Here is a 13,771-nt window from a genome sequence, read left to right on the forward strand (position 1 = left end):
TCCGGCATTGTCGGTGCCCCGCGCTTTGATGGGCGTATGACGACGAACAACTGGGCCGCGTTCGAGACGGCCGAACCGGAATTCGCGGCGGCCGTCCGGGCGCGCTTCGCGCAGTTCCCGCACCATGTCCTGGCGACCCTGCGCAAGGACGGCTCGCCGCGCGTGACCGGGCTGAACGTCGAGATCCGCGGCGGCGAGCTGTGGCTGGGCATGATGCCGGGTTCGATGAAGGGGAAGGACCTGCGGCGCGACGCGCGCTTCGCCCTGCACACGAATCCCGGCGCGGGCGAGACCATGCCCGACGGGGACGTGCGGATCTCCGGGCGGGCGGTGGAGATCGTGGAACAGCCGGAGCTCCACCGGTACGCGGAGGAGGCCGAGGAGAACGACAGTCCGCACCCCTTCGACCTCTTCCGCGCCGATCTGACGGAGGTGGTCCGCGTCGGCGTCGAGGGCGAGGACCTGGTGGTGCGCTCGTGGACCCCGGCCCGCGGCCTGCGCACCGTCCGCCGGGGCAACGACGACGAGCCGGCCCGCGAGGACACCGCGGGCTAGCCCGGCGGCGGCCCGCGGGGCCGGATCGGCAGCGGGCGGGCGGGCCCGGCCTAGCTCGGCGACGGGCGGGTCTTCGGCAGGGCGGCGGGGTCGACGTCCACCCAGTTCCGGTCGATGTTGATCGTCACGTCCCCGTACGTGGCGTCGTGGTCGCCCCGGAACTGGTGGGCCCGGCGCGCCCCCGCCCACTGGCGGGTGCCCGCCGGCAGTCCGAGGTCGGCGTCGGCGACGGAGGCCGCGCCGTTCCAGCGGGCCGCCCACAGCACGTCGGGCATGCTGTCCGGGGCCTGGTCGTAGTGGGCGCTCAGCGCCTTGACCCCGGAGCTGGCCGCGACGTACGCGGCCGCGCGGTAGCCCAGTTCGTGCAGCCGGACCGTCCAGGCGGTGAGGTAGGCGACGACCGGGGCGTCCCAGGTGGCCCGGTCCGTGTAGTTCTCCAGGTCGTTGTAGAGGACCGTGTTCTCGGCCAGGCCCAGCGCGGTGGCCGCCTGGGCGGCGCCCTCGGCGGCGGCCTTGCCCTGGTCGTTGGCCTCGGAGGGGTCGGTGGACAGTCCGCTGCCGGAGTTGTGCCAGGGCTGGGGGCCGACCCAGATCGGCATCAGGTGCCAGCCCGCCTCGGTCTGCCGGGTCACCCATCCCGCGGTGAGCTGCGGCTGGGCGCAGGCGCGGGCGCGTCCGCCGATGTAGACGCCGACCGCGCCGAAGGGCGAGTCGGCCCGCCAGGCGTCCATGGCCCGCTGGGTGGGTGCGGTACAGGCGTCGAACCCCTCGCCCCGGTAGGACTCCTGGGCGGCCTTGCGGGGGCCGGGGCCGACGGCGACGGCCGGTTCCGCGGAGACCGGGCGCCGGGCCGGGCCGGGGCCCTGGACGGGCGGTGCCGTCAGCGACCGGGCCCGGCCGAGCACCCCGCGCACGGCCTCGGGCGTGGCTCCGTAGGAGACGGTGGCCATCACCCCGGCGCGGCGCAGGGCGTAGCGGAGTTCGTTGCTGTCGCCCCGCACCTTCGGCAGGGGGTCGCCCTCGTCCGCGGGGACGGTCGGGATGTCGGCGCGCGGCGGGGCCCCGTCGAGGGGTTCCAGGTGCAGGGTGTCGGCGCGGGGGGCGACGGCGCGGGCGGCCCCGCAGTCACCCTGCGTGCCCGCGTGCCCGAGGTAGAGGGTGGGCAGGTCGAGGCGCAGGCAGGCCTCGGGGTCGCGGTCGAGGTCGACGACGCGCCAGTCGGCGGGGACGGTGAAGCGCAGCCCGCGGTAGTCGACGGTGCGGCCGTCGGTCGGAGCGGGGAGGGCGGCGGTACGGCCGTCGGCGGTGCGGCCGTCGGCGGTCCCGAGCGGGAGGGGAGCGAGCAGCGCGGCGCCGAGCAGGCAGCTCAACAGCGTGTGGGTGGGCAGCATGTGACGTACTGTTACCAGAACGCGGGGCCCCTCTCCCCGGGAGAACCCCCGCCATTGGCCCGTCCGGCCCAGCCGGGTGTCCCCTGCCCCTGCCGGTCCCGCGCCGCGGGCAGCGCGAAGATCCGCTCCTCGCCCGCCGCGTCCACGAGCTCGACGAGCGCCTGCGCCCGTTCCCACCGGTCCTGCGGCGGGGCCGGCTTCGTGGGTCACCCGCACGAGTGAGGCGGGCTCGGCCCCGTCGCGTCGGGCGGTGCGCTCGGGGCTCTTCCGGGGGTTCGGGTGTCCGCGGAACTCCGCGGTGAAGGAGACGGTCAGCTTCTCGACGATGCCGGCGGCCCGGGCCGGCGGAACGGTGCGCACCCCCACGGCGCACCGGCCCCGCCGGCCCCGCCGGCGGCCTCCCCCGAGGCCGCCGGACCGCTGACCCCACCGGCCTCCCCCGGCGGGGTCAGCAGTTCTTCGCGCCCGGCGGCGGCTTGAAGACCGCGTCCAGTACGCGGTCCGCGGAGACGTCGACCAGGGTCCAGTCCAGCGTGGAGTCCGTGCTCGGCAGGCTCAGGTGCTCCGGAAGCTCGCTCTCCGCGAGCTCCTGCCCCACGTACAGGACGGACAGCGTGCCGCCGCAGCCCGACGGGGGCGGGGGCACGCTGCCCCGGACCAGGCCGTCGCCCGGGCCGACGGCGAGGGTGAGGGTGTCGAGGGGGGCGTAGGTGAACTTGTAGCCGGCCGAGCTCGACGACTTGGTCATGTCCACCCGGAAGTGACTGAGCTTCACCGGCACCGCCTCGCACGGGCGCTGGGAGTTCCTGAGGCTCAGCCATACGCCGTTGTCCACCATGAAGAGGGCCGAGGAGTCCGAGGATGCCGGTCGCTCGCTGCTGCGCAGCCCCTTGAGGTAGGCGGTCATCCCCTTGGTGTCCAGGCCCGCCGTGACCGTGCACGGCGTGGCCGGCAGGGAGAGCGGGGGCGGGGAAGCGGAGGGCGAGGCGGAGGGCGAGGCGGAGGCCGACGGGGACGGGGACGGTGATGCGGGCGGCAGGGACCTGAGGTCTCCCAAGCCCGAACCGGAGCTCGAACAGCCGGCGAGGACGAGCACGGGAAGGGCTACGAACGGAACGGCGAACACACGTAATCGGCGCATCAGGCCTCCACGTCGGGCACGGCCGGGTCACTTCCGATGCTCGCAGCCGGGCCCGGGCGGCGGCATCCGTAGAACCGCCTACGCATCCCCGGCGCCCGATCCGGGTATCGGACATCCGGGGAGGCATCATGACGGACAGGACTCCGCTGGTCGGCCGGGGGGCCGAGCTGGACCGGCTGGACGAGGTGATCGGCGAGGTGATCGGCGAGGCGACCGACGGGGCCGCCGGATCGCCGCGCGTCGTCGACCTCACGGGCCCGGCGGGCATGGGCAAGAGCCGGCTGCTCACCGAGGTCTGCGGGCGGGCCCGGGAGCGCGGGCTGACGGTCCTGCGCGGCCGGGCCACCGAGTACGAACGGCACATTCCCTTCCACCTGTTCACGGACGCGTTCGCCGATCTGGATCCCGAGCTGCTGCGCGGACGGGAACCGGACCCGTCGGTGGCCCCCGTCGTCTACGGGGGGACGCTGCCGGATCCGGGTGCCGCCTCGCATGCGGGCGCGGCCCCTTCGCCGTTCGGCCGTGCGCCGAGCGCACCGGTGGACCGGTTCGCCGTGCACCGCGCCACCGCCCGGATGTTCGCGGCGCTGGCCGGGCCGGGCGGCGCGTCCGCGGAGGGTGCACGCGCCACGGACGGCGCGAGCGGGAGGACCGGCCGGAGCGCGGGCGGCGGGCTGCTCATCGCGCTCGACGACCTGCACTGGGCCGATCCGGCGTCGCTCGAGCTCCTCGACCACCTCGTACGCCACCCGCCCCGCGCCCCCGTGATCATCGTCGTGGCCCGCCGCGACCGCCAGACCTCCCCCTCGCTCGCCGCCGCGCTCACCCGGGGCGTCGACACCGGGGCCGTGCTGCGCCTGGACCTCGGCCCCCTCGGCGAGCGGGCCTGCGTGGAGCAGCTCGCCGGGGGCATGTCGCCCATCCGCGCCGCCCGGCTGTACGCGGCCAGCGAGGGCAATCCGCTCTATTTCCTGACCCTGCTCCAGGGACAGGGACAGGGCCCGGGCCGGGAGGAGGAGCGGGAGCGGGGAGACCGGGAGGGGCGGGGCCGGGACCGGCGCCACGGCCCGCACGGGGCCGGGCCCGGCGCCACGGCCGGCGATCTCTCCGCCCTGCTGCTCGACGAGCTGACCCCGCTCTCGGACACGCAGCGCCGTACGGCCGAGGCCGTCGCCGTACTCGGCGACCACGCCACCGCGCCGCTGATCGCGCGCACGCTGGCCGCCTCCCTCCCGGCGTCCGATCCCGGCCGGCTCGACGCCGACCTCGGGGTGCTGGCCGGCCGGGACCTGCTGCGGCGCGGCCCCGGCGGGAGCTGGTCCCTGCGCCATCCGGTGCTGCGGACCGTGGTGCACGAGAACACCGAGCACCGGCGCCGCACCGACATGCACCGGCAGGCCGCCGCCGCGCTCGCCGGGGCGGGCGCCTCCGCCGCCGTACGGGCCCACCACGTCGAGCGGTCGCTGACCGGCTGGGACCCGGAAGCGGCCGCCGTCCTGCTGGAGGCCGCGGGACAGTCGGAGACCACGGCCCCCGCGAGCTGCGCCCACTGGCTGGGTACGGTGCTGCGCGTGCTGCCCGACACCGCGGAACACCGCGCGCGGCGGCGGGAGCTGGTGCTGCGCCGGGCGCGGGCGCTCAGCGTGTGCGGGGAGCTGCGCGCGAGCCGGGACCTGCTCCACGAGCTGATCGCGGGCCCCGGGAGGGCCGGTTCCCCCCTCGGCGCCGTCCCCCTCGGCGCCGTCCGCCTCGACGGCCGCGCGGAGGAGAGGGAGGAGGAGGACGGCGGGCTGCGCGCGAGCGCCGTCACCCTCTGCGCGTCCATGGAGCGCCACCTCGGACAGTACGGGCCCGCGGTCGCCCTGCTGCGCCGCGAGCTGGGCCGCCGGCCCGCGCCGCGACCGGTCGACGCGCTCGCTCTCGGGCTCGAACTCGGCTCCTCCGCCCCGCACGCGCTGCCGTATCCGGAGGTGCGGGAGGACGTACTGCGCACGTTGGAGCTGGCCCGGCGGCTGGGCGACGAGCCGGCCGAGGCGGGGGCGCTGACGACCATCGCGCTCGGGGAGACGTACGGGGGCGATCTGGCGACGGCCCGGGAGCTGACGGACCGCGCCGCGGCCAGGGTGGACGCGCTGGCCGATCGTGAACTGGCCGGCCTGTGCGAGCCGTTGGCGCGTCTGAGCTGGGCGGAGTTCTATCTGGAGCGGTACCCGGACGCCGAGCGGCACGCGGAGCGCGGTCTGGCCCTCGCCCGCCGCGTGGTCCCCCTCCACCTGCTGCCGCACCTGCTGCTGTGCAAGGCGATCGTCCTCATGAACACCTGCCGGCCGGCGCCGGCGCTGGAGCTGGTGGACGAGGCGGAGAGCATCGCCCGTGGCATCGGCAGCGACGAGCTCCTCGCGCTGGTCCTCTCGAACAAGGCGCAGGTGCTGCTGGTGTCCCTGCCCCCGGGCGACGGCGGCTCGCTGGCCGTCGCCGAGGAGGCGGTCGCGCTGACCGGCGGGCGCAGCAGCTGGTGGGCCTCGCTCGCCTGGTGCGTGCTGAGTTACACCGCCCTGCACGGCGGGGACCCCCGCCGGGCCCGGTCCGCGATGCTGCGGGCGGGCGGCGGTCCGGAACTCGCCCGCCTCCAGCCGACGATGCGTCCGCTGTTCCTGGAGGCCCTGGTCACCGCGGCCGTCACCACCGGCGACCTGGCCGACGCGGAGGCGTGGTCGGCGATGGCCGCCGCGGACGCGGAGCGCCTCGGGCTGCCGGCGCAACGGGCCTCGGCGCTGCGCAGCGCGGGGCAGGTGCTGGTGGGGCGCGGCGAGCCCGGGCCGGCGGCGGACCGGTACGCGCGGGCGGCCGAGGAGGCGGCCCGCTCGGGGGCGACCCTGTGGGAGTCCCAGGCCCTGCTGATCGCCTCCTCGCTCACGGCCCGGTCCGGTGACCCGGCCACGGCGGCGTCCCAGTGGCACCGCGGCCGCCGTCTGGCCGACGCGGGCGGCGCGCACCTCCTCACGGGCCTGGCGGACCTCTTCCCCCCGCCGTCGCCCGCTCCGCCCCGGCCCCCGTCCGCGCCCGCCCTCCCCCGTCTCACGCCGCGCGAGGAGGAGATCGCCGCGCTGGTGACCGAGGGTCTGACCACCCGCGCCATCGCGGCGCGCCTCTACGTCAGCCCGCGCACCGTGGACACCCACCTGAACCACATCTTCAGCAAACTGGGCGTCACCACCCGCTCGGCCCTGGCCGCCCTCACGGCCCGCCGCCTGTCCTGAGCCTCCCGCACGGGGGTGGGGCCAGGGCGGGCCCCGCACGCGCCACAGCGCCCGCCGGCCCTGGTCGGGGAGGTGGCGGGCGCTGTGTCGGAGTTCCGCACACCGTTGTACGGACCGTATGGGGGTCCCGGCGCGCCGGGGGTACGGCGAGGCCGGTGCGGTACCCCTCCCGGAGGTGGGGTACCGCGCCGGCCGCCTGCTAGACGGTGATGGAGCGGTCCGTCGGCTTGACGGGGTACGGCAGGGCGCTGGAGCCGGTCAGGAAGCGGTCCACGCCGCGGGCGGCCGAGCGGCCTTCCGCGATGGCCCAGACGATCAGCGACTGGCCGCGGCCGGCGTCGCCGGCGACGAAGACGCCGTCGACGTTGGTCGCGTACGAGGCGTCGCGCTCGATGTTGCCGCGCGCGTCCATCGCCAGGCCGAACTGCGCGACCAGGCCGTTCTCCTGGTCGGTGCCGGTGAAGCCCATCGCCAGGGTGACCAGCTGCGCGGGGAGGACGCGCTCGGTGCCGGGCTTCTGGGTGAGCTTGCCGTCGACGAACTCGACCTCGACCAGGTGGAGTTCCTGGACGTTGCCGTCCTCGTCGCCCGCGAAGTGGGTGGTGGAGACGGAGTAGATCCGCTCGCCGCCCTCCTCGTGGGCCGAGGTGACCTTGTAGAGCATGGGGAACGTCGGCCAGGGCTGGTTGGCGTTGCGGTCCTCGCCCGGCTTCGGCATGATCTCCAGCTGCGTGACCGAGGCCGCGCCCTGGCGGTGGGCGGTGCCCACGCAGTCCGCGCCGGTGTCGCCGCCGCCGATGACGACCACGTGCTTGCCCTCGGCCGTGATGGGGGGCGCCATGAAGTCGCCCTCCTGGACCTTGTTCGCGAGGGGGAGGTACTCCATCGCGAAGTGGATGCCCTTGAGTTCGCGGCCCGGGACCGGGAGGTCGCGGGAGACGGTGGCGCCCGCCGCGATGACCACCGCGTCGAACCGCTTGCGCAGGCCGGTGGCCGTGACGTCGCGGCCGACCTCGACGCCGGTACGGAACTTGGTGCCCTCCGCGCGCATCTGCTCGATGCGGCGGTTGATGTGCACCTTCTCCATCTTGAACTCGGGGATGCCGTAGCGCAGCAGGCCGCCGACGCGGTCGGCGCGCTCGTACACCACGACGGTGTGCCCGGCCCGGGTCAGCTGCTGGGCCGCGGCGAGACCCGCCGGGCCGGAGCCGATGACCGCGGCCGTCTTGCCGGACAGGCGCTCCGGCGGCTGCGGGGTGACGTCGCCGTTGTCCCAGGCCTTGTCGATGATCGAGACTTCGACGTTCTTGATGGTGACGGCCGGCTGGTTGATGCCGAGCACGCAGGCGGACTCGCACGGCGCCGGGCACAGCCGCCCGGTGAACTCCGGGAAGTTGTTCGTCGCGTGCAGGCGCTCGGAGGCGGCGGTCCAGTCCTCGCGGTACGCGAAGTCGTTCCACTCCGGGATCAGGTTCCCGAGCGGGCACCCGTTGTGGCAGAACGGGATGCCGCAGTCCATGCAGCGGCCGGCCTGCTTGCTGATGATCGGGAGCAGCGAGCCCGGAACGTAGACCTCGTTCCAGTCCTTCAGCCTCTCGGCCACCGGACGGGTGCAGGCGGTCTCGCGCGGGGTGGTGAGGAAGCCCTTCGGGTCAGCCATGGGTCGCCGCCTCCATCATCTTCTCGGTGGTCTCGGACTCCGAGAGTCCGGCCAGCTCGGCGGCGTCCTTGGCGGCGAGCACTGCCTTGTACGTGGTCGGGATGATCTTGCTGAAGCGGGCTGCCGCGGCGGTCCAGTCAGCGAGGAGCTTCGCGGCCACGGTGGAGCCGGTCTCTTCCTCGTGGCGGCGCACCACGTCGTGCAGCCACTGGGCGTCGGTGTCGGAGAGGGCTTCGACCGCGCCCGTGTTGCCGACGTTGACGTTGTCCGGGTCGAGGTCGATGACGTACGCGACGCCGCCCGACATGCCGGCCGCGAAGTTGCGTCCGGTCTCGCCCAGGACGACCGCCGTGCCGCCGGTCATGTACTCGCAGCCGTGGTCGCCCACGCCTTCCGAGACGACCAGGGCGCCGGAGTTGCGGACGCAGAAGCGTTCGCCGGTGCGGCCGCGCAGGAACAGCTCGCCGCCGGTGGCGCCGTAGCCGATCGTGTTGCCCGCGATGGTCGAGTACTCGGCCAGGTGGTCGGCGCCGCGGTCGGGACGGACGACGACGCGGCCGCCGGAGAGGCCCTTGCCGACGTAGTCGTTGGCGTCGCCCTCCAGGCGGAGCGTGATCCCCTTCGGCAGGAAGGCGCCGAAGGACTGGCCGGCCGAGCCGGTGAAGGTCAGGTCGATGGTGTTGTCGGGCAGGCCCGCGCCACCGAACTTCTTCGTGACCTCGTGGCCGAGCATGGTGCCGACGGTCCGGTTGATGTTGCGGATCGCGACCTGGGCGCGGACCGGCAGGGCGCTTTCGGCGGAGCCGGCGTTCAGCGCCTCGGCGGCGAGCTCGATGAGCTCGTTGTCGAGGGCCTTCTCCAGGCCGTGGTCCTGCTCGATCAGGGCGTGGCGGACCGCGCCGTCGGGCAGCTCGGGCACGTAGAAGAGCGGCTCCAGGTCGAGACCCTGCGCCTTCCAGTGCGTGACGGCCTTGCTGGTGTCGAGGAGTTCGGCGTGACCGACGGCCTCCTCGATCGTGCGGAAGCCCAGCTCGGCGAGGAGCTCGCGCACCTCCTGGGCGATGAACTCGAAGAAGTTGACGACGAACTCGGGCTTGCCGGAGAACCGGTCGCGCAGGACCGGGTTCTGGGTGGCGATGCCCACCGGGCAGGTGTCCAGGTGGCAGACGCGCATCATGACGCAGCCGGAGACGACGAGGGGGGCGGTCGCGAAACCGAACTCCTCGGCGCCGAGCAGCGCGGCGATGATGACGTCGCGGCCGGTCTTGAGCTGGCCGTCCGTCTGGACCACGATGCGGTCGCGCAGCCCGTTGAGCAGCAGGGTCTGCTGGGTCTCGGCGAGGCCGAGCTCCCAGGGACCGCCCGCGTGCTTCAGCGAGGTGAGCGGGGAGGCGCCCGTACCGCCGTCGTGGCCGGAGATGAGGACGACGTCCGCGTGGGCCTTGGAGACACCGGCGGCGACCGTACCCACGCCGACCTCGGACACGAGCTTCACGTGGATGCGCGCGGCCGGGTTGGCGTTCTTGAGGTCGTGGATCAGCTGAGCCAGGTCCTCGATGGAGTAGATGTCGTGGTGCGGCGGCGGGGAGATCAGGCCGACGCCCGGGGTGGAGTGCCGGGTCTTGGCGACCCACGGGTAGACCTTGTGGCCGGGCAGCTGGCCGCCCTCGCCGGGCTTGGCACCCTGCGCCATCTTGATCTGGATGTCGTCCGCGTTGACCAGGTACTCGCTCGTGACACCGAAGCGGCCGGAGGCGACCTGCTTGATGGAGGAGCGGCGCGCCGGGTCGTACAGGCGGTCCGGGTCCTCGCCGCCCTCACCGGTGTTGGACTTGGCGCCCAGCTGGTTCATGGCGATGGCGAGGGTCTCGTGCGCCTCCTTGGAGATGGAGCCGTACGACATGGCGCCGGTGGAGAAGCGCCTGACGATGTCGGCGACCGGCTCGACCTCGTCGATGGAGATCGACGGGCGGTCCTCGCTCTTGAACCCGAAGAGCCCGCGCAGCGTCATGAGGCGCTCGGACTGCTCGTTCACCCGGTCGGTGTACTGCTTGAAGATGTCGTACCGGCGGTTGCGGGTGGCGTGCTGCAGGCGGAAGACCGTGTCCGGGTCGAACAGGTGCGGCTCGCCCTCGCGGCGCCACTGGTACTCGCCGCCGATCTCGAGCGCGCGGTGCGTGGCCGCGATGCCGGAGGCTGGGTACGCCTTGGCGTGGCGCGCGGCCACCTCCTTGGCGATGACGTCGAGGCCGGCGCCGCCGATCTTGGTGGCGGTGCCCTGGAAGTACGCCTGGACGAACTCCTCGTTCAGGCCGACGGCCTCGAAGACCTGGGCGCCGCGGTAGGAGGCGACGGTGGAGATGCCCATCTTGGACATGACCTTCAGGACGCCCTTGCCCAGCGCGTAGATCAGGTTCTTGATGGCCTGCTCCGGCTCGAGGCCGGACAGGAAGGTGCCCGCGCGCAGCAGGTCCTCGACGGACTCCATGGCGAGGTACGGGTTGACCGCGGCCGCGCCGTAGCCGATGAGCAGCGCGACGTGGTGGACCTCGCGGACGTCGCCGGCCTCGACCAGCAGGCCCACCTGGGTGCGCTGCTTGGTGGCGATGAGGTGGTGGTGCACGGCCGAGGTGAGCAGCAGCGACGGGACCGGCGCGTGCTCGGCGTCGGAGTGACGGTCCGAGAGGACGATCAGGTGCGCGCCGTTCTCGATGGCCGCGTCGACCTCGCCGCGGATCTCCTCCAGGCGGGCGGCGAGCGCGTCGCCGCCGCCCGAGACCCGGTAGAGGCCCGAGAGGGTGGCGGCCTTCATGCCCGGCATGTCGCCGTCGGCGTTGACGTGTATCAGCTTGGCGAGCTCGTCGTTGTCGATCACCGGGAACGGCAGCGTGACGCTGCGGCAGGACGCGGAGGTCGGCTCCAGCAGGTTGCCCTGCGGGCCGAGCGAGGACAGCAGCGAGGTGACGAGCTCCTCGCGGATGGCGTCCAGCGGCGGGTTGGTGACCTGCGCGAAGAGCTGGGTGAAGTAGTCGAAGAGCAGCCGGGGGCGCTCGGACAGGGCCGCGATCGGGGAGTCCGTGCCCATGGAGCCGAGCGGCTCGCCGGCGGTGCGGGCCATCGGCGCGAGGATGACGCGCAGCTCTTCCTCGGTGTAGCCGAAGGTCTGCTGGCGGCGGGTGACCGAGGCGTGGGTGTGGACGATGTGCTCGCGCTCGGGGAGGTCCTCGAGCTCGATCTCGCCGGTCTCCAGCCATTCGGCGTAGGGGTGCTCGGCGGCCAGCGCGTCCTTGATCTCGTCGTCCTCGATGATCCGCTTCTGGGCGGTGTCGACGAGGAACATCTTGCCGGGCTGCAGGCGGCCCTTGCGGACGACCTTGGCCGGGTCGATGTCGAGGACGCCGACCTCGGAGGAGAGCACGACGAAGTCGTCGTCGGTGACCCAGTAGCGGCCGGGGCGCAGGCCGTTGCGGTCGAGGACCGCGCCGACCTGGGTGCCGTCGGTGAAGGTGACGCAGGCGGGGCCGTCCCAGGGCTCCATCTGCGTGGAGTGGTACTTGTAGAACGCGCGGCGGGCCGGCGACATGGAGGTGTGGTTCTCCCACGCCTCCGGGATCATCATCAGCACGCTGTGCGGAAGCGAACGGCCGCCGAGGTGGAGCAGCTCCAGGACCTCGTCGAAGGAAGCCGAGTCGGAGGCGTCCGGGGTGCAGATCGGGAAGATCCGCTCCAGTGCGCCCTCGCCGAACAGGCCGGAGGCCAGCTGGGACTCGCGGGCCCGCATCCAGTTCCGGTTGCCCTTGACCGTGTTGATCTCGCCGTTGTGCGCGACGAAGCGGTACGGGTGGGCGAGCGGCCAGGACGGGAAGGTGTTCGTCGAGAACCGGGAGTGGACCAGGGCGATCGCGGACGCGAAGCGGCGGTCGGAGAGGTCCGGGAAGAAGGGCTCCAGCTGGCCGGTGGTCAGCATGCCCTTGTAGACGATGGTGCGCGCGGAGAGCGACGGGAAGTAGACCCCGGCCTCGCGCTCGGCGCGCTTGCGCAGCACGAACGCCGTGCGGTCCAGCTCGATGCCGCTGCTCCCGCTCCCTCCCCCAGAGCCTTCGGCCTGGGAGGTACCCCCGGTCACGAAGAGCTGCGAGAAGGCCGGCATGGTGGCGCGGGCGCCGTTGCCGAGCAGGTCCGGGGTGACCGGGACCTCGCGCCAGCCGAGGACCGTCAGGTTCTCCTCGGCCGCGATGGCTTCGATCTGCTCCACGGCGACGGCCTGTGCGGTGCCGTCGGCGGGGAGGAAGGCGATGCCGACGGCGTACGCGCCGGCCTCGGGAAGGTCGAATCCGGCCGCCTCGCGCAGGAACGCGTCCGGGACCTGGGAGAGGATGCCGGCGCCGTCGCCGGAGTCCGGCTCGGAGCCGGTGGCGCCCCGGTGCTCGAGGTTCCGCAATACGGTCAGCGCCTGCTCGACCAGCGTGTGGCTGGCCTCGCCGGTGAGGTTGGCCACAAAGCCGACGCCACAGGCGTCGTGCTCGTTGCGCGGGTCGTACATGCCCTGCTGGGCGGGGCGACCGTCCATGGGCGACCAGGCGGTGTTGCTGAGGCCGGTCGCGGAGTGCGTGGATGCGGAACGCATCGGCTCTCCCGTCGTCGTCGTGGCATATGTGCATAGCCGAGGGACGACGTTGGCCCTCTGCGAAATTTCGTGCAGATTACATGATGACGACAATCCCGAGAAGCGGATATGCCATTCCAACATGCGGACACCGCGCGAAGCAGACAAGAAGGGACGATCGCAGGTGCCTGGTGTGCGAGGCACGGGCGAAGGTCCCGTGCGGGGCGGGCTTCATTGCCCGGCGCCCTGGGTGTGATGCCCGGCGGGGACTGGTTCGAAACCGCCGAGTAACCGACTACTTATGCTGCGTACCGCATAGTGTCTCACTCCCTGCCGGGTCAGCCTACGGCTCCACCGAGCCAGGTTCCCAGGATGTACGTCACACCCGCGGCCGCGCCACCCAGGACCAACTGGCGCGTTCCGCTGTACCACCACGACCGGGCGGTGACCCGGGAGACCACGGCGCCGCACGCGAAGAGCCCCGCCAGCGCCAGCAGTACGGCGGGCCACAGGACCGTGGCGCCGAGCAGGTACGGCAGCAGCGGAACCAGCGCGCCCAGCGCGAAGGAGCCGAAGGAGGACACGGCGGCCACCATCGGCGACGGCAGGTCGTCGGGGTCGATCCCGAGCTCCTCGCGGGCGTGGATCTCCAGCGCCTGCTCCGGGTCGCGGGACATCTGCAGGGCCACCTCACGGGCCAGCGCCGGCTCGACGCCGCGCGACACGTAGAGCTCGGCCAGCTCCTCCATCTCGTCGACGGGGTGCTTGCGCAGCTGCTGGCGCTCTATCTCCAGCTCCGCGAGGACGAGCTCGCGCTGCGAGGCGACGGAGGTGTACTCGCCCGCCGCCATCGAGAAGGCGCCGGCCGCGAGACCGGCCAGGCCGGTGATCACGACGGTCTGCGGGGAGACCGCGCCGCCGGCCACACCGGTCATCAGGGCGAGGTTGGAGACGAGCCCGTCCATGGCACCGAAGACCGCCGGGCGCAGCCATCCACCGTTGACGTCGCGGTGGGTGTGGTTGTCGCGGTGGGCGGTGTGCAGCGAGGCTTCGATGTCGATGATGGACATGGCCGTTTTCTCCCCTTTTGTACGAGTGGGTACGCGGAGGCGCGCGGCGCTCGACGCGCGGACACCCACTCCCCCTGAACACCTCGAA

Annotated in this window: 7 protein-coding genes; 2 read left to right on the top strand and 5 right to left on the bottom strand. The window is 73.3% G+C overall.

What is annotated here, in order from left to right:
- Positions 1-36 precede the first annotated feature (36 nt).
- A complete protein-coding gene (locus tag ACWF9Z_RS20100; RefSeq protein ID WP_453603837.1) occupies positions 37-555 on the top strand; it encodes a pyridoxamine 5'-phosphate oxidase family protein in 519 nt (172 codons plus the stop codon).
- A gap of 50 nt (positions 556-605) precedes the next feature.
- Here ACWF9Z_RS20100 and ACWF9Z_RS20105 read toward each other — a convergent pair whose 3' ends face one another.
- Together ACWF9Z_RS20105 and ACWF9Z_RS20110 are read right to left on the bottom strand one after the other, a co-directional pair.
- Positions 606-1,946 (bottom strand): DUF1906 domain-containing protein, encoded by a 1,341-nt coding sequence (locus ACWF9Z_RS20105; RefSeq protein WP_453603838.1) that lies wholly within the window; start codon positions 1,944-1,946, stop codon positions 606-608.
- Positions 1,947-2,394: 448 nt separating this feature from the next.
- The gene (locus ACWF9Z_RS20110; protein WP_453603840.1) at positions 2,395-3,087 is read right to left on the bottom strand and encodes a hypothetical protein; all 693 of its coding nucleotides are present in this window, start codon (positions 3,085-3,087) and stop codon (positions 2,395-2,397) included.
- Positions 3,088-3,215: 128 nt separating this feature from the next.
- Between ACWF9Z_RS20110 and ACWF9Z_RS20115 the strand changes: the two genes are divergently transcribed.
- The gene (locus tag ACWF9Z_RS20115; protein WP_453603842.1) at positions 3,216-6,347 is read left to right on the top strand and encodes an AAA family ATPase; all 3,132 of its coding nucleotides are present in this window, start codon (positions 3,216-3,218) and stop codon (positions 6,345-6,347) included.
- A gap of 199 nt (positions 6,348-6,546) precedes the next feature.
- Here the strand turns inward: ACWF9Z_RS20115 and ACWF9Z_RS20120 are convergent, their stop codons facing one another.
- The 3 genes from ACWF9Z_RS20120 to ACWF9Z_RS20130 all read right to left on the bottom strand — a co-directional run bounded on the left by ACWF9Z_RS20120 (position 6,547) and on the right by ACWF9Z_RS20130 (position 13,683).
- Positions 6,547-8,007 carry a glutamate synthase subunit beta gene (locus tag ACWF9Z_RS20120; protein ID WP_453603843.1) on the bottom strand — a complete coding sequence of 487 codons (1,461 nt, stop codon included), beginning with the start codon at positions 8,005-8,007 and terminating at the stop codon, positions 6,547-6,549.
- Positions 8,000-12,577 (bottom strand): glutamate synthase large subunit, encoded by a 4,578-nt coding sequence (gene gltB / locus ACWF9Z_RS20125; protein WP_453603931.1) that lies wholly within the window; start codon positions 12,575-12,577, stop codon positions 8,000-8,002. Before gltB ends, ACWF9Z_RS20120 begins: the two co-directional genes overlap by 8 nt.
- 374 nt (positions 12,578-12,951) lie before the next feature.
- Positions 12,952-13,683, bottom strand: coding sequence for a VIT1/CCC1 transporter family protein (locus ACWF9Z_RS20130; protein WP_453603844.1), 732 nt, complete (start codon positions 13,681-13,683; stop codon positions 12,952-12,954).
- Positions 13,684-13,771: the final 88 nt, after the last annotated feature.

It is taken from the genome of Streptomyces sp. NPDC054961, assembly GCF_053609145.1.